Annotated in this window: 20 protein-coding genes; all 20 read right to left on the reverse strand. The window is 58.0% G+C overall.

Annotated elements, in window-relative coordinates; translation table 11 throughout:
• Window positions 1-7: 7 nt before the first annotated feature.
• Window positions 8-943: a UDP-3-O-acyl-N-acetylglucosamine deacetylase gene (gene lpxC, locus ACO0LO_RS12175; RefSeq protein WP_422964492.1), complete on the reverse strand. Its 936-nt coding sequence runs from the start codon at window positions 941-943 to the stop codon at window positions 8-10.
• Between the two features lie 131 nt (window positions 944-1,074).
• Window positions 1,075-1,581 (reverse strand): peroxiredoxin, encoded by a 507-nt coding sequence (locus ACO0LO_RS12180; RefSeq protein WP_422964493.1) that lies wholly within the window; start codon window positions 1,579-1,581, stop codon window positions 1,075-1,077.
• A 287-nt stretch (window positions 1,582-1,868) separates the two neighbouring features.
• Window positions 1,869-3,062, reverse strand: a complete 1,194-nt coding sequence (ftsZ, locus tag ACO0LO_RS12185) for a cell division protein FtsZ (RefSeq protein WP_422964706.1) — start codon at window positions 3,060-3,062, stop codon at window positions 1,869-1,871.
• 122 nt (window positions 3,063-3,184) lie between these two features.
• Window positions 3,185-4,417: a cell division protein FtsA gene (gene ftsA, locus ACO0LO_RS12190; RefSeq protein ID WP_188567039.1), complete on the reverse strand. Its 1,233-nt coding sequence runs from the start codon at window positions 4,415-4,417 to the stop codon at window positions 3,185-3,187.
• A gap of 42 nt (window positions 4,418-4,459) precedes the next feature.
• Window positions 4,460-5,257, reverse strand: coding sequence for a cell division protein FtsQ/DivIB (locus ACO0LO_RS12195; RefSeq protein ID WP_422964494.1), 798 nt, complete (start codon window positions 5,255-5,257; stop codon window positions 4,460-4,462).
• Window position 5,258: 1 nt separating this feature from the next.
• Window positions 5,259-6,233, reverse strand: a complete 975-nt coding sequence (locus ACO0LO_RS12200) for a D-alanine--D-alanine ligase (RefSeq protein ID WP_422964495.1) — start codon at window positions 6,231-6,233, stop codon at window positions 5,259-5,261.
• Window positions 6,234-6,236: 3 nt separating this feature from the next.
• Window positions 6,237-7,643: a UDP-N-acetylmuramate--L-alanine ligase gene (gene murC, locus ACO0LO_RS12205; protein WP_422964496.1), complete on the reverse strand. Its 1,407-nt coding sequence runs from the start codon at window positions 7,641-7,643 to the stop codon at window positions 6,237-6,239.
• The gene (murG, locus tag ACO0LO_RS12210; protein WP_422964497.1) at window positions 7,640-8,743 is read right to left on the reverse strand and encodes an undecaprenyldiphospho-muramoylpentapeptide beta-N-acetylglucosaminyltransferase; all 1,104 of its coding nucleotides are present in this window, start codon (window positions 8,741-8,743) and stop codon (window positions 7,640-7,642) included. Before murG ends, murC begins: the two co-directional genes overlap by 4 nt.
• Window positions 8,740-9,960 (reverse strand): putative lipid II flippase FtsW, encoded by a 1,221-nt coding sequence (gene ftsW, locus ACO0LO_RS12215; protein ID WP_422964498.1) that lies wholly within the window; start codon window positions 9,958-9,960, stop codon window positions 8,740-8,742. Before ftsW ends, murG begins: the two co-directional genes overlap by 4 nt.
• Window positions 9,960-11,825: a UDP-N-acetylmuramoyl-L-alanine--D-glutamate ligase gene (gene murD / locus ACO0LO_RS12220; RefSeq protein ID WP_422964499.1), complete on the reverse strand. Its 1,866-nt coding sequence runs from the start codon at window positions 11,823-11,825 to the stop codon at window positions 9,960-9,962. The genes ftsW and murD overlap by 1 nt, the downstream gene beginning before the upstream one ends.
• Before the next feature lie 81 nt (window positions 11,826-11,906).
• On the reverse strand, window positions 11,907-13,076 hold the full coding sequence (gene mraY / locus ACO0LO_RS12225; protein WP_422964500.1) for a phospho-N-acetylmuramoyl-pentapeptide-transferase: 1,170 nt from the start codon (window positions 13,074-13,076) through the stop codon (window positions 11,907-11,909).
• 1 nt (window position 13,077) lies between these two features.
• Entirely contained in the window at window positions 13,078-14,472 is a 1,395-nt protein-coding gene (locus ACO0LO_RS12230) for a UDP-N-acetylmuramoyl-tripeptide--D-alanyl-D-alanine ligase (RefSeq protein WP_422964501.1), read from the reverse strand.
• Window positions 14,472-15,998 carry a UDP-N-acetylmuramoyl-L-alanyl-D-glutamate--2,6-diaminopimelate ligase gene (locus ACO0LO_RS12235; RefSeq protein ID WP_422964502.1) on the reverse strand — a complete coding sequence of 509 codons (1,527 nt, stop codon included), beginning with the start codon at window positions 15,996-15,998 and terminating at the stop codon, window positions 14,472-14,474. Before ACO0LO_RS12235 ends, ACO0LO_RS12230 begins: the two co-directional genes overlap by 1 nt.
• A complete protein-coding gene (locus tag ACO0LO_RS12240) occupies window positions 15,998-17,764 on the reverse strand; it encodes a peptidoglycan D,D-transpeptidase FtsI family protein (protein WP_422964503.1) in 1,767 nt (588 codons plus the stop codon). The genes ACO0LO_RS12235 and ACO0LO_RS12240 overlap by 1 nt, the downstream gene beginning before the upstream one ends.
• A complete protein-coding gene (ftsL, locus tag ACO0LO_RS12245; protein ID WP_422964504.1) occupies window positions 17,761-18,036 on the reverse strand; it encodes a cell division protein FtsL in 276 nt (91 codons plus the stop codon). Before ftsL ends, ACO0LO_RS12240 begins: the two co-directional genes overlap by 4 nt.
• On the reverse strand, window positions 18,033-19,013 hold the full coding sequence (gene rsmH / locus ACO0LO_RS12250) for a 16S rRNA (cytosine(1402)-N(4))-methyltransferase RsmH (RefSeq protein WP_422964707.1): 981 nt from the start codon (window positions 19,011-19,013) through the stop codon (window positions 18,033-18,035). The genes ftsL and rsmH overlap by 4 nt, the downstream gene beginning before the upstream one ends.
• 12 nt (window positions 19,014-19,025) lie before the next feature.
• Window positions 19,026-19,454, reverse strand: coding sequence for a division/cell wall cluster transcriptional repressor MraZ (gene mraZ / locus ACO0LO_RS12255; protein ID WP_188567026.1), 429 nt, complete (start codon window positions 19,452-19,454; stop codon window positions 19,026-19,028).
• A gap of 541 nt (window positions 19,455-19,995) precedes the next feature.
• Window positions 19,996-21,063, reverse strand: a complete 1,068-nt coding sequence (locus tag ACO0LO_RS12260; RefSeq protein ID WP_422964505.1) for an aldose epimerase family protein — start codon at window positions 21,061-21,063, stop codon at window positions 19,996-19,998.
• Entirely contained in the window at window positions 21,060-22,382 is a 1,323-nt protein-coding gene (locus ACO0LO_RS12265) for a XylR family transcriptional regulator (protein WP_422964506.1), read from the reverse strand. Before ACO0LO_RS12265 ends, ACO0LO_RS12260 begins: the two co-directional genes overlap by 4 nt.
• A 64-nt stretch (window positions 22,383-22,446) precedes the next feature.
• Window positions 22,447-22,755, reverse strand: coding sequence for a hypothetical protein (locus ACO0LO_RS12270; RefSeq protein ID WP_422964507.1), 309 nt, complete (start codon window positions 22,753-22,755; stop codon window positions 22,447-22,449).
• Window positions 22,756-22,777 lie beyond the last annotated feature (22 nt).

The raw sequence follows: 22,777 nt of genomic DNA on the forward strand, positions 1-22,777 counted from the left end.
GCAGATTTCAGGTCAGCGCCCATTCACGGTGCTCCTGCTGTGCATAGGATTCGGGCGCATCGGCCAGTTTGTCGAAACTGACAACCTCATACGCATCCGGCTGCGCCAGCAAGGCCCGTAATAGCTGATTATTGAGGCCATGCCCCGATTTATGCGCGGTATAACTTGCCAGCAAGGGGTGGCCGATCAGGTACAGGTCGCCGATGGCATCCAGTATTTTATGGCGTACGAACTCGTCATCAAAGCGCAGTCCGTCCGCATTCAGGATGCGGTATTCATCCATGACGATCGCGTTTTCCATTGAACCGCCACGCGCCAGGCCTATGCCGCGCAACATTTCCACATCCTGCATGAAGCCGAAAGTACGCGCCCTGGCAACGTCCTTGACGTAGGACACCTTGGCAAAATCGACTTCCGCGGTCTGCGTAGTACCATCAACAGCCGGGTGGTTGAACTCAATGAAGAAATGCAGCTTGAAGCCGTCGAAGGGTTCCAGACGGGCCCATTTTTCCGATTTTCCCGAGCCTTCGCGGATTTCCACAGGCTTCAGCACGCGAATGAATTTCTTGGCAACGTCCTGCTCCTGCATGCCGGCCTGCTGTAGCAGATAGACAAATGAAGAGGCGGAGCCATCCATGATGGGAATCTCTTCTGCACTGACATCCACGTACAGATTGTCGATGCCAAGACCCGCGCACGCAGACAACAGATGCTCCACGGTAGAGACCTTGGCGCCTTCATTGACCAGTGTGGACGCCATGCGCGTGTCGCCGACATTGGTCGCAAACGCTGGAAAAACCACGGGAGGATCAAGGTCGATGCGACTAAAGACAATGCCGGTATCGGGCGCGGCAGGACGCAGGATCAGATCGACCTTGGTGCCGGAATGCACGCCGACGCCTATGGTTTTGACAAGTTTTTTGATTGTTCTCTGTTTTAGCATCCGACTATTATATAGACTTGCCCGGTTCCAGACGCAGCGCCATCCGCTGCGTAGCCAATTCACAACGCCCTACCTAACGGAAAACGGCGCCCGAGGCGCCGTTCCGACAAAAGCAACGCTGCTTACAATACTCAGGCCAGTTGGGCCAGCAGGGTTTCTGCATTGGACACTTCAAACTTGCCCGCTGCTTCAATGTTCAGTTGCTTGACCGCGCCATCGACGACCAGCATAGAATAACGCTGCGAACGCGTACCCATGTTGAATTTGCTGAAGTCGGCATCCAGGCCCAGCGCCTTGCTGAAATCGGCATTGCCGTCGGCCATCATGCGCACGATGCCAATGGATTTCTGTTCACGGCCCCAGGCGCCCATGACGAACGCGTCATTGACCGAGATGCACCAGATCTCATCCACGCCCTTGGCTTTCAGCTGCTCGGCATGCTGTACGTAGCCAGGCACGTGCTTGGCGGAGCAAGTCGGTGTAAATGCGCCGGGCAAACCGAAAATCGCAATCGTCTTACCCTTGACCAGATCCGATACCTTGAAAGTATTCGGTCCCAGGGAACAGCCTTCAGTCTCTACTTCAATAAACTCCGCCAGCGTGCCCTCAGGCAATTTATCACCGATTTGAATAGTCATGTTTGACTCCTTTTTAGTTGGAAAAAGCACTGGCAATCCGGAAAAGCCAAACGGCAAACCCCGAAAAAAATGCGCGGGCTAAGTGCTGGACGCAAGTATGCCCTAGTCTGGAATTTTGTGCAGAAAGCAAAACGCCGGCAATGAGAGCCGGCGTTTATGCTTGATCCACGATTTTTTATGAATCCCGGATGACTAAGTGTAGCGAGCGGCTACAGGTTGAGTTGAGAAGCGCAGCTGTGCTATAGCACAGCGAGCATCGCAAACTCAAGATGTAGTCACGCAGTAGCTTAGTCAGCTTGTTTGCGGAGGAAGGCGGGTATGTCGTAAGTCTCCATACCGTTCTTCTCCAGCGCCCGCACCGTATCCGACGCCGATTCGCGGCGCCATACCGCCGGCTTGCTCAAACCTTCGAGCCCGGTGGTGGCAGAACCTGAAGTCATCGTGCCCGATGCCATCATCGGCGTGCCCATGATAGGTTCATTATGGGTACCGGTACGCAGCACAGGGGTTTGCACCAGCTGGATGTTTTTCTTGCCGCGGCCCAGGCCGGTGGCAACCACGGTCACGCGGATATCGTCGCCCATCGTGTCGTCGTAGGCGATACCTTGCGCAATGGAAGCATCCGGTGCGGCGAAGGCGCGCACTGCCGCCATCACTTCCTTGATTTCCTTACCTTTGAGGCTGCGGCTCGCAGTGACATTGACCAGCACGCCGCGCGCACCGGACAGGTCGATGCCGTCAAGCAGCGGCGAAGCAACTGCCTGCTCTGCGGCAATACGCGCACGGTCCACGCCGGAAGCTGTGGCCGTACCCATCATGGCCTTGCCCTGCTCGCCCATGATGGTTTTCACGTCATTGAAGTCGACGTTGATATGGCCCGGCACGTTGATGATTTCAGCGATACCAGCCACTGCATTGTTCAGCACGTCATCGGCGTGCTGCAGCCATTCGATCATGCTGTCGTCTTCGTAGATCTCTTCCAGTTTTTCATTGAGGATGATGATCAGCGAGTCGACGTGCTGGGACAAGGCATCCAGGCCTTCGTCAGCGATGTCCATGCACTTCTTGCCCTCGTAGGAGAAAGGCTTGGATACGACGGCGACAGTCAGCGCGCCGAGTTCCTTGGCGATCTGCGCAACGACAGGCGCCGCGCCGGTACCGGTGCCGCCGCCCATGCCTGCAGCGATAAACACCATGTGCGCGCCGCGCAGTGCATCTTCGATGCGTGAGCGGGATTCTTCCGCCAGCTTGCGGCCCACTTCCGGCTGCATGCCTGCGCCCAGGCCGGTCTCGCCGATCTGGATCACGTTATGCGCCTTGGACTGCGTCAGCGCCTGCGCATCGGTGTTGGCGGCAATGAATTCCACGCCGCACACGCCTTTGTTGATCATGTGCTGCACCGCGTTACCACCTGCGCCACCGACGCCGACGACCTTGATCACCGTACCTTGTGTGGCGTTATCGACCATATCGAACTCCATCATGACTTCCTCCAAGTTGGCAGTTTTTAGTCGATAGGCATCACGGTAGTGACGACTAGCGACTAAATACTGCATATCACAACATTATAAAATGATTATGCAAAACTTAAGACCAATTACAACTAAAAATTACCTAAAAACCACTCTTTCATGCGCTGCCAGACTGCTTTGGCAGAGCCCTCCTGCCGCGTGACGATATGGCCACGTATGTACTGCTTCTTCGCCTCCAACAACAAACCCAGTACTGTCGCGTAGCGCGGGCTGCGCACCACGTCCGCCAGTTGCCCCGCATACGCAGGTATGCCCAGCCGCGTCGGCTTCAGGAAGATGTCTTCCGCCATCTCCACCATGCCGGGCATGATGGAAGATCCGCCGGTCAGCACGATGCCGCTGGACAGCACATCTTCATAACCCGACTCGCGCACCACCTGATGCACCAGCGCAAACAGCTCCTCCACACGCGGTTCTATCACTGCGGCCAGCGCCTGGCGCGACAGCGAACGCGGGCCGCGGTCGCCCAGGCCCGGCACTTCCAGCGTATCGGACGGGTCGGCCAGCACCTGCTTGGCAACGCCAAAACGCAGCTTGATTTCCTCTGCTTCTGAAGTCGGCGTGCGTAAGGCCATCGCAATATCATTGGTAATCTGGTCGCCGGCGATAGGGATCACCGCCGTATGGCGGATCGCGCCTTCGCTGAATACGGCGACGTCAGTCGTGCCGCCACCGATGTCGATCAGCACCACGCCCAGCTCCTTTTCATCCTTGGTCAGCACTGCCTCTGCCGATGCCATAGGCTGCAGTATCAGGTCCGACACTTCCAGGCCGCAGCGGCGCACGCATTTGACGATGTTCTGCACCGCCGATACCGCGCCGGTGACGATATGCACCTTCACTTCCAGACGGATGCCGCTCATGCCTATTGGTTCGCGCACATCGTCCTGGTTGTCGACGATGAACTCCTGCGGCACCGTATGCAACAATTGCTGGTCGGTCGGGATATTCACTGCCTTCGCCGTCTCGATCACGCGCGACACGTCCGCGGCCATCACTTCCTTGTCCTTGATCGCTACCATGCCGCTGGAGTTGAAGCTGCGGATATGGCTGCCGGCAATGCCGGTATAGACATGCCTGATCTTGCAATCCGCCATCAGCTCGGCTTCTTCCAGTGCGCGCTGTATGGATTCGACGGTCGCCTCGATGTTGACCACGACGCCTTTTTTCAGGCCCTTGGACTCGTGCTGGCCGAGGCCTATCACCTCGTGCCGGCCATCAGGCATGACCTCGGCCACCACCGCCACAATTTTGGAGGTGCCGATATCGAGACCAACGATCAGATTTTTTGCATCTTTTGTCATGTCATCCCACTTGCTTCAATAATTGACGAAGGCCCTTGCCGCTTACAGGGTGTTATCCTGCATCGCGACGCTGGGTTTTCGCTTGCCTTTTAACCCTAGGTTGCTGTGACTGGATTTCAGTGCCAGCCCATTCGGGTAACGCATGTCTACACTTTCTATACTTTCCTGCAGGCTTGCGACCAACTGCGGATACACGGTCAGCAAGCGGTCCACCCTTTCTTTCAGCGTCGTGCTGGTCTGCTCGCGCCCCAGTTCCACGCGCATGCCGTTATTCAGTTTCAGGCTCCACGCATACCGGTTCGAATACTGCAAGGACTCCGGCGCCAGGCTGATTTTTGAAAACCAGGCCTTCAGGTCCGCATAACGCGCCAGTACTTCCTTCTCACTGCCGTCCGGCCCATCAAACTCCACCAGGTCGGCATCTTCTTCCGCCTCTGCCAGGTTGGCGGTAAAGACATCGCCCTTCACCGACAGCAGCCTTCCCTGTTCGCCCCAGGTGCCAAGCGCCGTATGCTCTTCCAGCGTAACGATCAGCTTGTTCGGCCATTCCCTCTGCACCGACGCCTTGCGCACCCAGGGCACTGCTTCAAACGCCCCGCGCACTGCATCCAGGTTGGTCGTAAAAAAATTACCCTTAATACGCGGCAATGCGCCGTCGCGTATCGTCAATGCATTCACATGCCTCAGTTCCTGCTGCTCTGCCGACTCTATCTGTATCACCTTCAGCGTAAACATCGGCCGCTGCACCACCCACCACACGCCGGACGCCAGCAACAGCAGCAGCAATACGGCAAACAGCGTATTGGCGACCATATTCAGCAGCTTGACGTCTTGCCACATGCTAGGACTTGCTTCCCTTGCTCATTTTCAGGCGCGCCGTTTTCAGTATCTCCAGGCACAGGTCTTCATAGCTCATGCCGGTCGCGCGCGCCGCCATAGGCACCAGCGAATGCCCCGTCATCCCCGGCGAGGTATTGATCTCGATCAGGAAGGGCTTGCTGTCCGTCGCCCGCAAAAGTACGTCCACACGCGCCCAGCCTTCGCAATTCAGCGCGCGGTAAGCTTCCAGCGACATCTGCTGTATCTCGGCAGTCAGCGCAGCATCCATCGGCGCCGGACACAGGTATTTGGTGTCGTCTGTAAAATATTTGTTCTGATAATCGTAGTTGCCCTCAGGCGCGACGATCTCAATAATCGGCAAGGCACGCGCCTGTGCGTCTGTGCCCAGGATCGTTACCGTCAGTTCACGCCCCTGGATGAATTCTTCCGCCAGCACTTCGTCGTCAAACTGCGCGGCCAGCGCATAAGCTTGCTGCATGTCGGAATACCCGTTGACCTTGGTAATGCCTATCGTCGACCCTTCATGCGGCGGTTTCACAATCAGAGGCAGCCCCAGATCATCGGGCACGAGGCGCAACTCGGTTTCTGGCGTCAGCACCGCATATTTGGGCGTCACCAGGCCGTGCGACATCCAGATCTTTTTGGTAAAAATCTTGTCCATCGCGATCGCCGATGCCATCACGCCGCTGCCGGTGTAAGGGATGCCCAGTTGTTCCAGCGCACCCTGCAAGCTGCCGTCCTCGCCAAAGCGGCCGTGCAGCGCAATGAATACACGGTCGAATTTTTCAGCCGCCAGATCGGCAAAACCACGCTCCGCGGGATCAAATGCATGCGCATCAACACCTTTGCTCCTCAGCGCATTCAATACGCCAGTGCCGGACATGATGGAGATTTCACGCTCGGCGGAACGTCCGCCGAACAGCACACCCACCCTGCCCAGGGCCGCCGCTTCATTTTGTAAGGTCTGCTCGCTCATGATCTATTTCTCTGTCGTTTGTGCCAGCTTGCCCGGAATGGCGCTGATGGAGCCTGCGCCCATCACGATCACCACATCGCCGTCTGTCAAGACATGCAGCAAGCTGTCCGGCATATCCTTGATGTCTTCCACAAATACCGGTTCGATTTTTCCCATTACCCGTACCGCCCGTGCCAACGCCCTGCCATCGGCCGCCACGATGGGCGCCTCGCCAGCGGCATACACCTCGGCCAGCACCACCGCATCCGCAGTCGAGATCACCTTGACGAAATCCTCAAACAGATCGCGTGTCCGGGTGAAACGGTGCGGCTGGAAGGCCAGCACCAGCCTGCGGCCTGGATAGGCGCCGCGCGCCGCGGCCAGCGTTGCGGCCATTTCTACCGGATGGTGGCCGTAATCATCCACCAGCGCAAACGTGCCACCGGCAGTACCGTTTTCTCCCGGCAGCGCAATTTCACCATAGCGGGTGAAGCGCCGGCCCACGCCGTTGAATTCCGACAAAGCGATCTGGGTATCCTTGTCCGCCACGCCGACTTCACGCGCAATCGCAATCGCAGCGCAAGCATTCTGCACATTGTGCATGCCCGGCTGGTTCAGGCTGACCGGCATGTCCGCATAGCCATCCTGCACCACGGTAAAATGCATCTTGCCGCCAGCCGCTTCCGCGTTCACCGCGCGGATATCTGCGTCTTCATGGAAACCGTAGGTGACGATAGGTTTGGAGACGAAGGGCATAATCTCGCGCACGTTCGCATCATCCAGGCACAATACCGCTACACCGTAAAACGGCAGCCGCTGCGTGAATTCGATGAACGCCTGCTTCAGCTTCGCAAAATCGTGACCATAGGTTTCCATGTGGTCGGCATCGATATTGGTGATCACCTCGATCACCGGCAGCAGGTTCAGGAAAGACGCGTCGGATTCGTCCGCTTCGGCGACGATAAAGTCGCCGCTGCCCAGCTTGGCATTGGCGCCGGCGCTATTGAGGCGGCCACCTATGACAAAGGTAGGGTCCAGGCCGCCCTGCGCCAATACGCTGGCGACCAGGCTGGTAGTCGTCGTCTTGCCGTGCGTGCCGGCAATCGCGATGCCGCTTTTCAGCCGCATCAGTTCGGCCAGCATCATTGCGCGCGGCACGATAGGGATATGGCGCGCGCGTCCGGCCACGACTTCCGGATTATCCGACTTCACTGCGGTGGACGTGACAATAGCATCCGCACCTTCTATGTTTTCAGCAACATGTCCCAGCATGACTTTGGCGCCCAGCGTAGCCAGCCGCTGCGAGGCGGAATTGGAGCCGAGGTCGGATCCTGAGATCGTATAGCCCAGGTTCAACAATACCTCGGCTATGCCGCTCATGCCCGAGCCGCCTATGCCGACAAAATGGATATGTTTGACTTTATGTTTCATGCTAATTGTTCCAACACCTGTGCAATTGTTTCATTGGCTTGCCGCTGGCCCAGGCCGTAAGCCGTCTGCGCCATCGTCAAGCATTGTTCTCTCGTCATTTCCTGCAATTGCCGGGCCAGACTTGCTGCATTCAATTCCTGCTGCGGCAGGTGCACCGCCGCTTTTTGCTGCGCCATCCATTGCGCATTGTCGCGCTGGTGCGAAGTGCTTGAAGCCACGAACGGCACCAGTATGCTAGCCACGCCCGCTGCGGTCAGCTCCGACACCGTGATCGCGCCTGCACGGCAGATTACCAGGTCGGCTTCCGCGTAGCGGCGCGGCATATCATCAATAAAATCCAGCACTTCCGCCAGCACCCCTGCCGCCGCATAAGCCTGGCTCAATGCGGCGATATGCTGCTTGCCGGACTGGTGCGTCACTATCGGACGACGATCCGCGGGAATCAGCGCCAGCGCCGCCGGCACGCTATCGTTCAATACTTTGGCGCCCAGGCTGCCGCCGACCACCAGAATTCTCAACGCGCCATCCCTGCTGCCATAACGCCGTTCAGGCGCCGGCAGATAACAGATTTCCTGACGCACCGGGTTACCGGTCAGCTTCGTCTTCCGGTCTGCATGCACCGTTCTGGACGGCAAGCCGAACAGCAGCTTGCTGGCGATCGGCCGCAAGGCCTTGTTCGACAGCAGCAGGCCAGCATCGGCATTCATCAGCACCACCGGCTTGCCGCGTAATGCTGCCATCAGGCCGCCTGGTACAGTGACGTAGCCGCCCATGCCCAGCACCACATCCGGCTTGCGCCTGGAGAGAATGCCCCAGCAAGAGAAAAAGCTCGCCAGCAATTTAAAGCCGCCGCTCACCGTATGCATCAGCCCCTTGCCGCGCATGCCGGAGAATTCAATGACATCCATCGCCACACCGTGCTTAGGTACAATCTGTCCTTCCATGCCTTTGCTGGTTCCCAGCCAGGATACCTGCCAGCCGCGCGCTTTCATGGTCTCGGCTATTGCCAGCCCTGGGAAGATATGCCCACCCGTGCCTGCCGCCATGATCAGCAGTTTTTTACCCGTTGCAGCCGGCCGCAGGATCTGGGAAGCGCTCATGCCCGGCCTCCGCGCATCAGCTGACGGTTTTCATAATCGATGCGCAGCAGGATCGCCAGACCGACGCAGTTGATCATGATCCCGGAACCGCCGTAGCTCATCAACGGCAAGGTCAGGCCCTTGGTTGGCAACAATCCCAGATTTACACCCATGTTGATAAAAGCTTGCACACCTATCCAGATGCCGATTCCTTTTGCCGTCAAACCGGCAAAGGTCAGGTCCAGCGCAATCGCTTGCCTGCCGATTTCAAATGCGCGCTTCACCAGCCAGTAAAACAGCAGCACCACGACGAGCACACCGGAAAAACCCAACTCCTCGCCGATGACGGCCAGCAAAAAATCGGTATGCGCTTCCGGCAGGTAATGCAGCTTTTCCACGCTGGCGCCGAGGCCGACGCCGAATAGCTCACCACGGCCAAAAGCGATCAGCGAATGCGATAGCTGATAAGCCTTGCCCAGCGCGTTTTCTTCCACCCACGGATTCAGGTAGGCAAAAATCCTTTCGCGCCGCCATGGAGACAGCAGGATCACCATACTGAAAATACCCACCAGTGTGGCCGCGATACCGCCAAACCAGACTCCGTTGATGCCGCCCAGGAACAGGATGCCCATGGCAATGCAGACAATTACGCCAAAGGCGCCAAGGTCGGGTTCCAGCAGCAGCAGCAAACCCACAACGCCAACGGCCAACGCCATCGGCAGGAAACCCTTGGTCAGCTTGTGCATGTACTCCTGCTTGCGCACGGTGTAATCCGCCGCATACAGCACCACGAACAGCTTCATCAATTCGGAAGGCTGCAGGTTGAACACCTTGAACGACAGCCAGCGTTTGGCGCCATTCACGCCTTTGCCCAGTCCCGGAACAAGTACCGCCACCAGCAATATCAGAGTGATGACAAACAGGTAAGGCGCGACCTTTTGCCAGGTCTCGATTTTCACCCTGAAGACAAACAGGCCCGCCAACAGCGACACTGCGATAAACATTGCCTGCCGCACCAGGAAATGCGTGTTCTTGTAATTGGCGTACTTCGGAGAATCCGGCAGTGATATCGACGCCGAGTACACCATCACCATGCCGAACAGCATCAGGATCAGCGTGACCCAGATCAGCGGCTGATCGTATTCCATCATCCGCGAACGCTTGGCCAGATGTGACGCAGCGACAGGCTCTGCCGAAAACGGCAGCCATTTGCTGAGTGACATCAACGCCTGTTTCATCAGAGCACCTCGCCTTTGGACAAGCCTGTTTCTCTCACTGCATCCACAAACACCTGTGCCCGGTGCGCATAATTGCGGAACATGTCAAAGCTGGCGCAAGCCGGCGACAGCAAGACGATATCGCCTTCATGTGCCTGTTCAGACGCTGCCTGCACGGCCTGCTCCAGCGTAGAAAAATCTGTCATTTCCACCGCAGCATCCTGTATTGCCGCGCGTATTTCGCCGGCGGCTTTGCCTATCAGCAGCACCGCCTTGGCATGCCGCATCACCGGTTCCGCCAAGGGCGAAAAATCCTGGCCCTTGCCTTCGCCACCGACAATCAGGATCACGCGCTTGTCAAAGCCCCCGGCCGATTCCTGGCCTATGCCTTTCAGCGCGGCCACCGTCGCGCCCACGTTGGTGCCCTTGCTGTCGTCGATGTAGTCGACGCCGGCAATCGTCGCGATCAGCTCCACCCGGTGCGGCTCGCCATGATATTCGCGCAAGCCGTGCAGCAGAGGTGCGAACGACAGCCCGATGGCGCGGCATAACGCCAGCGCCGCCAGCGCATTGGCCGCATTGTGCTGGCCGCGTATCTTCAGCGCATCCATCGGCATCAGCCGGCTGATTGCAACCGGTACCTCTTCGATGTCTTTTTTCTTGCGGCGTCCGGTGGGCTGTCCTTCTTCGCCTGCGGCGGCTGACGCCAGCCACACCATGCCATGCTCATTTATCAGGCCCATGTCGCCGGCCTGTTCCGGCTCGCCGACGCCGAAGCTGACCATATTTGCCATCGGCCTGGCCAACGCCATCACCAGCGCATCGTCACGGTTCAGCACCTGCACTGTGCGCTCGCCAAAAATGCGTGCCTTGTCTGCGCTATATGCAGCAAGGTCGCCATGCCAGTCCAGATGATCTTGCGTGATATTCAAGACGGTGGCCACATCGGCCTGCAGGCTGAAGCTGGTGTGCAGCTGGAAGCTGGACAATTCCAGCACCCAGACTTGCGGCAAAGTACTTGGCGGTTGCGGCGCCTCTGGTGCTGGAGGTGTGGCAGGCGCTGGAAGTACGGACTTGGCACTAGGTACCGCAGCAATCGCATCAGCGGTTTCATCGCCGCCGTCCGGTTCCTCTTCAGCCTCGCCCTCTTCTGCATCCTCAGGTTTTTCTTCCTGCGTTGCTCTTGACTCTGCTTTTAACTCCGCTTGTGACTCTGTTCCTTGCTCGGCTTCCTGCACTACGTCTGCCAGTGCTTCGGCAGCATCTTTTCCAGTAACAGACGTTGCAAAGGGCGCCTGAGGTGCATCTGCCTTCACATCAGAAGCAATAGCCGCGGCCTCTGCAGCAGCTTCCGCCAGCCACACCTGACGCTGCGCGTCATCGCGGTCCAGTTCTTCACGCAGCACATCCAGCACTGCCGGGCTGATATTGCCGGCCACCCGTGTCCGCAATCCGGCACGCTGGCACAGCAGGCCCACCAGACTGGTGACAGTCGTCTTGCCGTTGGTGCCGGTAATCGCAATCACTTTGGGGGTGTAGGCGCGCTGTTGCTTCAAGCCGGCAAGTGCCTGCGCAAACAACTCGATCTCGCCCCACACCGGAATATCCCTTTGACGTGCTTCCGGCAGCAGCGCCGCCAGCTCGCGCAAAGGCGACAAGCCTGGACTGACGGCAATTGCGTCGATCCCTTCCAGCAGATCAGCATTGAATACGCCCGCGACAAACTGCAGGTCCGACGCCAGCGCCTGCAGGGCGCCCAGCCGGTCCGGCGCTTCGCGCGTATCGGCCACACGCAGGCGCGCGCCACAGCGCAGCAGCCACTGCGCCATCGCGAGTCCAGACTCTCCCAGACCGAGCACCAATACGTGTTTTCCTGCAAAATCCATCAATATTCCCGATTTTTCATTACTGCCAATTACTGCCAATTATTGCTAACTACCGTTACCGTCGATTCATCCAGCCTGCTTCTATCGCAGCTTCAGCGACGACAGGCCTACCAGCACCAGCATCATCGTGATAATCCAAAAACGTACGACCACCTGGGTTTCCTTCCAGCCCTTCTGTTCGAAGTGATGGTGTAGCGGCGCCATCAGGAACAGCCTGCGTCCGGTGCCGGTTTTTTTCTTCGTGTATTTGAAGTAGCTGACCTGCAGCATCACCGATAATGTCTCTGCCACAAAGATGCCACCCATGATGAACAGCACGATTTCCTGCCGGACGATGACGGCGATGGTGCCCAGCGCGCCGCCCAGCGCCAGCGCGCCGACGTCGCCCATGAACACCTGCGCCGGATGCGCGTTGAACCACAGGAAAGCCAGGCCCGCGCCCGCCATCGCGCCGCAAAAAATCAGCAACTCGCCGGCGCCGGGGATATGCGTCAGCAGCAGGTATTTTGAGTATCCAACGTGGCCGGTCAGATAGGCAAACAGGCCAAGCGCAGAACCCACCATAATGGTAGGCATGATCGCCAGACCGTCCAGGCCGTCGGTAAAATTGACGGCATTGCTGGTGCCGACGATGACGCAATATGTCAGGAAGATGAAGCCCCACACGCCCAGCGGATAACTGACGGTTTTAAAGAAGGGCACGATAAGATCGGCTTTTGGCGGCAGATCCAGGTTGAAGCCGGACTGTATCCACGCAAAGAACAGATGCAATACCTCGGTATTATTCGAACCCGACACCGAAAACGCCAGGTACAGCGCCGCGATCAGGCCAATCAGCGATTGCCAGAAATACTTTTCTTTCGACGACATGCCCTTGGGATCGCGATACACGACCTTGCGGTAATCGTCCACCCAGCCGACGGCGCCGAAACCAAGCGTGACAATCATGACGACCCAGACGAAGCGGTTGCTCAGGTCCGCCCACAGCAATGTGGACACGCCGATGGAAATCAGGATCAGCACGCCGCCCATGGTAGGCGTGCCGGATTTGATCAGATGGGTCTGCGGACCATCGGTACGCACTGCCTGGCCGACCTTCATGCGGGTCAGCATGCGGATCACCGCAGGGCCGGCAAAAATGCCGATGGAGATTGCCGTCATCGCGGCAAACACCGCGCGGAACGTGATGAAGCCGAATACCCTCAGCAGGCCGAGATCTTGTTTGAAAAATTGTGCTAGCCAAAGCAACATGTTAATGACTTCCTGTAGTGTGTTGCGCCGTATGTTGCGTATGCCGAGTCAGATGCTGGATCACTCTTTCCATCTTCATGAAACGCGATCCCTTTACCAATACCGTGCTGCCGGCGGCCATGCTGCCGTCCAGTGCAGCCAGCAATGGCTGGATATCGTCAAAATTCCGTGCGGCGGGACCGAATGAGGCAGCAGTGTGCTGCGCCAGCACACCCAGCGTGAGCACTTGCCCTATGCCGCGCTGGCGCGCATAGGCGCCTATCTCTTCATGGAAGGCCGCGCCGTCCGCGCCCACTTCCCCCATGTCGCCCAATACCAGGATGCCGTCGGCGCCGGCCTGCGCCAGCACGTCGATCGCAGCGCGAACCGAGTCCGGGTTGGCGTTGTAAGTATCGTCGATGACCGTAGCGCCGTTATCCGCCTGCTTTTTCTGCAAACGTCCGCTGACGGGACTGAAAGCTTCCAGCCCGCGCGCGATGACGTCATTGGCAACGCCGATGGCGGAGCAGCAAGCAGCCGCCGCCAGCGCATTGCGCACATTGTGGACGCCAGCTGCCACCAGTTTTACGGTAAATTCCTGCCCGCCTATCTTCATCAGCAGATCGCTGCCGAACTGGTTTGGCGTATAGCTGCAGCTGACATCGGCATCGCCGGACAAGCCGAAGGTGACGATGCGGCGCTGCCCGCTTTCCTCTGCGTAGGAGTGCCAAAGAGCGGAATAGGTGTCATCAGCCGGAAAGACAGCGACGCCGTCTGCCGGCAGTTGCCGTATCACAGTACCGTTTTCTTCGGCGACGGCCTGTACCGTGTGCAGGAACTCCTGATGCTCACGCTGGGCATTGTTGACCAGGCCAACCGTGGGCTCCGCGATGGATGCCAGCAGGGTGATCTCGCCCGGATGGTTCATGCCCAGCTCTATCACTGCCGCCTTGTGTTCTGCCTGCAAACGCAAGACTGTCATCGGCACGCCGATTTCGTTGTTCAGGTTGCCGCTGGTCGCCAGGCTAAGGTCCGCGCCGGCATGGGACGCGAGGATGGAGGCAATCATCTCCTTGACCGTGGTCTTGCCGTTGCTGCCGGTCACGCCGATGACAGGCAAAGCGAACTGGCGGCGCCAATACCTGGCGATCTCTGCCAGCGCCGTCTTGGTGTCGGGCACGACCAATGCCGGAATTCCCAGGCCGGCAGGCGCATATTCCACTACCACCGCAGCTGCGCCCTGAGCCGCGACTTGCGGCAGGAAATCATGCGCGTCGAATTTTTCGCCGCGCAGTGCGACAAACAGATCGCCTTTTCCGGCTTTACGGCTATCCGTGCTGATGCCGCTGATCTGCGCGTCGGCACTGGCAGTGGCGCCGTTCACAGCTGCTTGTAGTTGAAAGAGTGAGGCGCGCATCAGTGGGGCCTCTTCATATTGATGCTGGTCGCCACGGTCGCCAGAGCCAATGATGCATGCTCTTCATCGGAGAACGGCCATTTCCTGCCATTGATATCCTGATAGGTTTCGTGGCCCTTGCCGGCCAGCAGCACCACGTCGTGGTCCCCCGCGTGCTTGATCGCATACAGGATGGCGCTGGCCCTGTCTTCTATCACATGCGCAGGCTTGCTCATGCCGGCAACGATGTTGGCAATGATGTCGGCAGGTTTCTCGGTGCGCGGGTTGTCACTGGTCACGACAACGTGGTCGGCCTGTTCGGCGATCTTGCCCATTTGTGGACGCTTGCCAGGATCGCGGTCGCCGCCGCAGCCGAATACGCACCACAATTCCCCATGGCGCTCCTGCGCTACCTGCTGCAGGGTCTGCACGGTCTTTTCAAGAGCATCCGGCGTGTGCGCGTAGTCGATGACGACCATTGCATGCCCTTGCGAACCCAACTGCTGCATGCGACCCGGCACCGGCGCCAGCATTTCCAGCGCATCCACTGCCTTGTTCCAGCTGATGCCTTCGGCCAGCAGCACTGCCAGCACTGCCAGCACATTGCTGACGTTGAAACGGCCAATCAGGTGCGTCTTGACCAGGCCGGAACCGAAGGGCGAATCCACGTGGAAGGAAGTGCCGCTATGCTGCGTGCGCAAATTGCTCGCGGATAGCATTTCCACTCCGTCAAGCGCGCGCCCCTCCAGCGTATAAGCGATCAGCCTGGCGCCGGACTTCTTGTCCTGCAGGCGTTTTACCAGGCAGCTGCCGTAGGGGTCATCCATGTTGATGACCGCGGTTCCCAACGCAGGCCAGTCGAATAAAGCAGCCTTGGTTTCGGCATAGGCTTCCATGCTGCCGTGATAGTCCAGGTGGTCGCGGGTCAGGTTGGTGAATACCGCCGCATCGAAATGCAAGCCGTTCAGGCGCCCCTGCTCCAGTCCTATCGACGAGGCTTCAATTGCCAGCGTTGCCGCACCGGCATCGCGCAACTCGGCCAGGCGGCGCTGTAATTGCACCGCATCCGGCGTGGTAAAGCCGGTTTCTTCAAGCGTGGCAACGGCACCATCCTTATACAGCCCAACCCCGAGCGTGCCGACCACCGCGCTTGGCTTGCCGAGCGCAGAAAAGGCTTTGGCCAGCCACTGTGAACAGGAAGTCTTGCCATTGGTGCCGGTCACCGCTACCGAGCGCATGGCCTGGTCCGGCTGCCCGTAATACGCGCTGGCGATCAGGCCCAGCTGCTGCTGCAACTGGGCGATGCCCCTGTGCGGTACTGCCACGGCCTCGTCCCAGTTAAAACCATTGCTCTCATATACTACTGCCGCAGCGCCATTGCTGACAGCCTGCTGCACATGGCGACGGCCATCGCCGCTGCCGATGGGGAAAGCAAAAAATACATCGCCCGCCTTGATTGCGCGGGAATCGGAGCTCAGTTGCGCGCCGGGCGCGACCTGCCTGAGCCAGTCTACTATTTCTATCATTATTTTCTTAATATTGACCATTACAAACTCTCCTGTACGCTGGGCTCAGGAATGATGCTGGTCACCGATGAATCCGGAGAAACGTTCATTGAACGCAATACATTGGCCATGATGGACGCAAACACAGGCGCGGCGACGGTTCCGCCATAGTGGCCGCCGACAGAAGGTTCATCAATCATGACCGCAACAATCACGCGCGGATTGGATACCGGTGCGAAGCCGACGAAGTCGCCGACATATTTGTGCACATACTTGCCGCCTTCCACCTTGTACGCGGTGCCCGTCTTGCCGGCTACGCGGTAACCGGCAATCCTGGCTTCCGTCGCAGTACCGCCGGGCTGGGTAACGGTTTCCAGCATCTGCCGCAGTTCATGCGCCACTTTTTCGGAGATCACGCGGTGGCCGACCGCGGGGCCATCCATCTTCTGGAAACTCAGCGGTATCAGGTCGCCGTCACGCGCAAAGATCGTGTAGGCACGGGCAATCTGGATCAGCGACACGGAAACGCCGTGACCGAAACTCATCGTCGCCTGCTCGATGGGCTTCCAGGTTTTGTAATTGCGCAGGCGTCCTGCCACGGCTCCGGGGAAACCGAGTTTGGGGGGCTGGCCGAATCCCAGGGTTGTAAACATTTCCCACATCTCTTGCGGTTGCATCTGCAAAGCCATCTTGGCGGTGCCGATATTCGAGGATTTCTGTATGACCTGTGCAACGGTCAATACGCCTTCCTTGTGGGCATCGTGTATCACTGCGGGGCCGATCTGCATCACGCCCGGCGCGGTCTGGAACGGCGTATCCGGCGTCACGCGGCCGGTGTCCAGCGCCAACGCCACGGTGAACGGCTTCATGATGGAACCGGGCTCGAAGGTATCCGTCATTACCCGGTTGCGCAGCTGGGCGCCGGTCAATACGGAGCGGTCATTTGGATTATAGGAAGGCAAATTCACCAAAGCCAGCACTTCGCCGGTCTTCACGTCCAATACCACTGCAGCGCCTGCCTTGGCCTTGTGCTTTTCCACCGCTTCTTTCAGATGCGTAAAGGCAATGTACTGGATCTTGCTGTCTATCGACAGCGTCATATCCTTGCCGTCATGCGGTTCGCGGATGGATTCTATATCCTCGACAATCCGGCCCAGCCTGTCCTTGATGACGCGGCGGCTGCCAGTCTTGCCTGCCAGGCTTTTTTCGGACGCCAGCTCTATGCCTTCCTGGCCAATGTCTTCGACGTTAGTAAAGCCGACTACATGCGCCATTGCATCGGCCTCGGGATAGTAGCGTTTGTATTCCTTGCGGGTTTCTATGCCGCCTATCCCCAGCGCAACGATTTTCTCGGCGACATCTTCCTTGACCTGGCGCTTCAGGTACACAAACTGGCGGTCGGAGTCCAGCTTCTTGCGCAATTCCGCCTCGCTCATTTCCAGCAGCCCGGCCAATTGAAGTAACTTGTCTTTAGGCGCTTCCAGCACATCATCGGGAATAGCCCAGATTGCCTTGACCGGCACCGATGACGCCAGCACCTGGCCGTTCCTATCGGTGATGCGGCCGCGGGTCGCCGGCAACTCCAGCGTACGCGCGTAGCGGCTGGCGCCCTGTTTTTGCAGGAAATCGGTCGTCATGCCCTGCAGCCACAGCGCGCGCGCCACCAGCGCAACAAACGCGGCAAACAGCATGAACAGCACCAGCCGCGAACGCCACACCGGCAGCTTTACGGCCAGCAAAGGGCTGGACAGAAAAGGCACGCCCTTGCCGGCAGCGGTGCGGGCAGTGGAACGCGGCGCGCGGCTCACTTCGAGCCTCCCGCAGTCAGGTATTGTGTGCGGTCCGGCGTTACCGGCACCATGCCCAACTCCTTGGCCGCATTGTCTTCTATGCGCGAATGCTTGCCGTAGGTAGACTGGTCCAGCTTCAGCTGGGTCCATTGCAGTTCAAACTGCCGCGACAGGCTTTGCGCCCGCTCCAGCTCAATAAACAGCTGGCGCGCCTGGTATTGCGCATTCACCAGCGACAACGCGCACAGCATCAGCGCAGCCGCCAGCACCAGGTTCAGACGGGTGCTCATGCTTTGCCCCCGTCGCGATGAACTGAATGATCGAAGGGCAGACGCTCGGCCACCCGCAGCACGGCAGAGCGTGCCCGCGGATTGGCCTCCACCTCGGCATCGGAAGGCTTGATCCGTGCGATCAGCCTCATCTGCGCCTGCGGCAAATCCTTGGTGCGTATCGGCAGGCGGCGGTCCGGCTGGGGTACGTTCACCTTGGATGCAAAAAACTGCTTAACGATGCGGTCTTCCAGCGAATGGAAGCTGATGATCGCCATGCGTCCTTGCGGCGCCAGGCGCTCATAAGCTCCCGCCAGGCCTATTTCGAGATCTTCCAGCTCTTTATTGATGAAAATCCGTACAGCCTGAAAGGTGCGAGTTGCCGGGTCTTTGCCCTTCTCGCGAGTTTTGACGGCGTGTGCGACGATTTCGGCAAGCTGTCGTGTGCCAGAAATTGGTTCGACCTGCCGGCGAGCAACAATCGCCTTTGCAATCTGAAAAGCAAACCGTTCTTCCCCATAATCTTTTATAACCTCCCTGATTTTTTGTTCATCTTCGGTCGCCAGCCACTCCGCCGCGGACATTCCGCGGGTAGTATCCATGCGCATGTCCAGTGGGCCGTCCGCCCTGAAGCTGAAACCGCGTCCTGCGTCATCCACCTGCGGTGACGAAATACCCAGATCCATCAGAATGCCATCCACCTGCGGCATGCCGCGCTCCAGCAGTTCCTGCGAGATCGTTGCAAAACTGTCATGCACGATGGTGAAACGCGGATCCTGGATTTCATTGGCGCTGGCGATGGCCTGGGTATCCTTGTCGAACGCCACCAGGCGGCCATCGGGGCTCAGGTTTTCCAGTATCTTCTTGCTATGGCCGCCGCGACCGAAAGTGCCGTCCACATAGATGCCGCCGGCGCGTTCGCCCCCCAGGGCCAGCGCCTCAACGGCTTCGCCCAGCAGCACCGTACGGTGCGTGAAATCTGCTGCTTTCTGAGTCATCATTGCGGTCAATCAGAAAGAAAAATCACTCAGCACATCGGGCATGCCGTTGGCGATGGCTTTCGCCTCGTCTTCAGCCAGCTTCGCGGAATCCCAGATTTCAAAATGCGAGCCCATGCCAAGCAGCATCACATCGCGCTGCAGGCCTATCGCCTGGCGCAGTTCGGGCGCAATCAGGATACGGCCGGCGCTATCCATTTCCACATCCGACGCATTGCCCAGGAATATCCTTTGCCAGGTGCGCGCCGACATAGGCCAGGACGCAATCTGTTCACGATGGGATTCCCAGGTAGGGCGAGGAAACAACAGCAGGCAGCCGTGAGGGTGGCGGGTCAGGGTAATACGGCCTTCGCACTGAACCGCAAGGGCGTCACGGTGCTTGGCAGGGATGGACATCCTGCCTTTTGCATCGAGATTGAGTGCTGACGCCCCCTGGAACACGCTATTTACCTTTTTACCCTGAACTTATATTCAATAATTTTCTGGTGCGGCGGAAGAGTTTTTCCACCACAAAAATACACTTTTTCACACTATCGCCCACTTTAGAGGATGCGTTACACCCGGTCAAGCGAAATCAAGTACAAAAATGCGAAATTATTGAATGAAGTCAAGGACTTAGCGCATTTACTTAAAACACTCAAAAAGAAGAATATTTAAATAAATTAGGGACTTACACGACATTGTAAATGTTAGCTCTTAGCTATAACCATGTGTTTTGCTAAAAGATGCGCTAAAAAATGAGAGTCGCGCGATGCTTGAGAAATCGCGCGTGGGATGAGGGCTGACGCGCGCGATAAAAACCGGCGCGTATGATTGAAAATGGTGAACGGAGCGTAAAATTAATCTAATTTCAATAACTTACTGCAAACATCTTTCATTTTGGCCCACATTGATTTGCAATCAAAATGAAAACTTATTCAACCACAAAACGTCCCATCATTCTGGGGCGATGGGCCGGGTGAATGCGATGATTAACTTATTCTTAGCTCACCGTTAACTGATAGGTCGTGATCTGGTGATACTCCTGACCAGGCCGCAATATCACAGCTTCCGCGTCCGGACCGTTGACCTGATTGGGGTAAGCCTGTGCTTCCAGGCAAAAACCGTCATGTTTTGCATAGGCGGCCGCCGCCCTGCCCTGCACTCCCGCCAGGAAATTTCCGCTATAGAACTGCAGGCCATGCTCGGTAGTCGATACTGATAGCTGCCGGCCTGAACCTGGGTCGTAGACGGTCGCTACCTCTCGCAAAGGCTGGACGTTGCGGCTCTGGCCCGGCTCATACGGGCTGGAATGTTGCGGCCGAAGGCAATAACAATGGTCGAAACCTCCGGCTACCTTGAGTTGCGGATCGGGCCAGGCCAGGCGCGGCCCGATGGGGGCCGGCTGACGAAAATCGAAAGCGCTGCCTGCGACCGTGGCAACGTCTACCGGAATCAGCCGGGCATCCACTTGCAGATACTGGTCGGCATCGATAGCCAGGATGTGGTCGCAGATATCGGCAGCGCCGCCGTTCAGGTTGAAATAGCCGTGCGAAGTCAGATTAAGCGGTGTCGGCGCATCGCTGGTGGCGCGATAGTCAATACTGAGGCGGCCCTCATCATCCAGGTTATACAGCACCGACACATGCACGTTGCCTGGATAGCCCGCATCGCCTTCCGCCGATTCCAGCGTCAGCCGCAAGCCTTCCAGTTCTATGCTGGCCTGCCAGAGCGCCAAATGAAAACCTGCATCGCCGCCATGTAAATGATTGGTGCCGTCATTGCGGTCGACCAGGTAGTCGGCGCCGTCCAGCGTGAAGCGGCCATCCGCGATACGGTTGCCCCATCGCCCTATCAGCCCGCCGAAATAAGGCGGATTGCTTTGATAAGCCTCGCAGTCCGGATAACCGAGCAGGATGTCGGCTACCTTGCCGTAGCGATCCGGTGCCCACCATGAAATCAGAGTGGCACCGCGATCACTGATGGTGACTCGCATGTCATTAACGTTGCGCAGTGTGTAGAGGGTGACGCCGTGGTCGGCGGCAGTGCAGGTGATTTTGGCTTGAGTCATAAGACGTAGTTCTTTTCTGTTTTGTGTGCCTGAGGCGCTGCGGTCATCCGGTCCCGGTATTCGCGCGGGGTGCAAGCCAGTTCGCGCTTGAACACCGCGTGCATGTATTGCACGGACGTGAAGCCGCAACTGATGGCGATTTCAGCAATGCTGCGGACTTCTTGCCGCGCTTCGGGCTGATGGTTCAGCTGATTGTTTAGCGGGCTGTTCAGTTGATGACTCAGCTGATTGTTCGGCTCATTATCCGAATAATTATCCGGATAGGGATTTTCCAGCATGCTCTTGGCGGCGTCCAGCTTGAAGCGCAAGATTTCATCATGCACGCTGCGCCTGATCTCACGACGGAAGTACCCCTCCAGCGTGGAACGCGAAACGCCCACATAATCGGCGACCTGTTCGGTCTTGATGCCCTGGCACGCGTATTGGCGGATGAAGTGCATCGCCTGCATCACATGCGGATGGTTGAGTGCATCGTGGCGGCTTGACGCCAGCACGTTGATACCGGCAGGCGGCACCAGGATGCGGGTGCCGGACAGGCGTGCACCGTGCAGCATCTGGTGCAGCAGATGGGCTGCGCTGCGGCCCATTTCACGCGTGCCCTGGATGACCGAACTGAGCGGCACCCGGGTCAAAACACGCGCCAGCGGGTCGTTATCGATGCCGATCAGCGCCACCTGCTCCGGCACCGCAATACCGGCGCACAGGCAAGCCTGCAGCAACTGGCGCGCACGGGCATCGGTCACCGCGATGATGCCGACCGGCTTAGGCAGCGTCTGCAGCCAGGCGATCTGCTGCTCCACCGCCGTATCCCAGGAAGGAGCACTGGTGCCGACGCCGCGATAAATCTCCCCGTGCATGCCGTCGCGCTGCATCAGTGTAACGAATGCCTTCTCACGCTCCTGGGCCCAGCGGTTCACTGCCGCTTCCGGCAGGCTGAAGCAGGCAAAGTGGCGCAAGCCTGCTTCTATCAAATGATCGTAAGCCAGCTTGACGAGCTTGAAATTATCGGTTGCGACGTAGGGCGTGTCTGGCGGGTAGTCACTTTCCTCGGCGTACGATCCACCCACCGCCACCACAGGCAGGCTGACCCTCGCCAGCGCTTCGCAGACGGCAGGATCGTCAAAGTCGGCAATGATGCCATGGCCGTGCCAGCGTTCTATGCCTTGCAAGCGACATCGAAAATCTTCTTCCAGAAAAAGCTCCCAGGACGCGCGCGTACTGCCCAGATACTCGCCGATGCCGGCGATGATGTCGCGGTCGAAAATTTTGTTGCCGTTGAATAAAAGGGCAATACGGTGCATTGCCGGCATTTTTGTCATCCTGCGGTCTCCTGACTTTTTTTGCTTTTTCTCTTTTCTGCTTTTCTTACGTTTGTTGCGCTTATTACGTTTGCTGCGTTTGCTGCAATGCCGAACCTGCTTTCGGTGTCACACCACCTCCGCCGCGCCATCCTTGCTCCACCCTTACTGCTTTTGAGGCAAACGCTGCAATTTCATAAAAAATTATTAGTTTGACATCAATAGACCAGTTTAAATGACGGCCATCCATTTGTCCTGATTGTACCGAGCACGGCTCCTGGCCGTCAGCCCAATTGCTGTTTTGTGCAGTTGCAAACAAAAGAATCGCTACCGCGGCTGGTGGATTTCGTAATTGTGGAGCGCCGAACCCGGTTGTTAGTATGGCGCCAGACATTACAACGCAACACACACTGCCA

It is taken from the genome of Undibacterium sp. TJN25 (assembly GCF_049339885.1).
GTDB lineage: Bacteria > Pseudomonadota > Gammaproteobacteria > Burkholderiales > Burkholderiaceae_D > Undibacterium.

Excerpts from the sequence above, each read along its gene's own strand:
- murC (WP_422964496.1), bottom strand. The coding sequence starts at position 7,643 with ATGAAACATAAAGTCAAACATATCCATTTTGTCGGCATAGGCGGCTCG.
- rsmH (WP_422964707.1), bottom strand. The coding sequence starts at position 19,013 with ATGACTCAGAAAGCAGCAGATTTCACGCACCGTACGGTGCTGCTGGGC.
- ACO0LO_RS12230 (WP_422964501.1), bottom strand. The coding sequence starts at position 14,472 with ATGCGCGCCTCACTCTTTCAACTACAAGCAGCTGTGAACGGCGCCACT.
- lpxC (WP_422964492.1), bottom strand. The coding sequence starts at position 943 with ATGCTAAAACAGAGAACAATCAAAAAACTTGTCAAAACCATAGGCGTC.
- ACO0LO_RS12270 (WP_422964507.1), bottom strand. The coding sequence starts at position 22,755 with ATGTCTGGCGCCATACTAACAACCGGGTTCGGCGCTCCACAATTACGA.
- ACO0LO_RS12195 (WP_422964494.1), bottom strand. The coding sequence starts at position 5,257 with ATGTGGCAAGACGTCAAGCTGCTGAATATGGTCGCCAATACGCTGTTT.
- murD (WP_422964499.1), bottom strand. The coding sequence starts at position 11,825 with ATGGATTTTGCAGGAAAACACGTATTGGTGCTCGGTCTGGGAGAGTCT.
- ftsA (WP_188567039.1), bottom strand. The coding sequence starts at position 4,417 with ATGACAAAAGATGCAAAAAATCTGATCGTTGGTCTCGATATCGGCACC.
- ftsL (WP_422964504.1), bottom strand. The coding sequence starts at position 18,036 with ATGAGCACCCGTCTGAACCTGGTGCTGGCGGCTGCGCTGATGCTGTGC.
- mraY (WP_422964500.1), bottom strand. The coding sequence starts at position 13,076 with ATGTTGCTTTGGCTAGCACAATTTTTCAAACAAGATCTCGGCCTGCTG.
- ACO0LO_RS12200 (WP_422964495.1), bottom strand. The coding sequence starts at position 6,233 with ATGAGCGAGCAGACCTTACAAAATGAAGCGGCGGCCCTGGGCAGGGTG.
- ACO0LO_RS12265 (WP_422964506.1), bottom strand. The coding sequence starts at position 22,382 with ATGACAAAAATGCCGGCAATGCACCGTATTGCCCTTTTATTCAACGGC.
- ACO0LO_RS12235 (WP_422964502.1), bottom strand. The coding sequence starts at position 15,998 with ATGGTCAATATTAAGAAAATAATGATAGAAATAGTAGACTGGCTCAGG.
- murG (WP_422964497.1), bottom strand. The coding sequence starts at position 8,743 with ATGAGCGCTTCCCAGATCCTGCGGCCGGCTGCAACGGGTAAAAAACTG.
- ACO0LO_RS12260 (WP_422964505.1), bottom strand. The coding sequence starts at position 21,063 with ATGACTCAAGCCAAAATCACCTGCACTGCCGCCGACCACGGCGTCACC.
- ACO0LO_RS12180 (WP_422964493.1), bottom strand. The coding sequence starts at position 1,581 with ATGACTATTCAAATCGGTGATAAATTGCCTGAGGGCACGCTGGCGGAG.
- ftsW (WP_422964498.1), bottom strand. The coding sequence starts at position 9,960 with ATGAAACAGGCGTTGATGTCACTCAGCAAATGGCTGCCGTTTTCGGCA.
- ftsZ (WP_422964706.1), bottom strand. The coding sequence starts at position 3,062 with ATGGAGTTCGATATGGTCGATAACGCCACACAAGGTACGGTGATCAAG.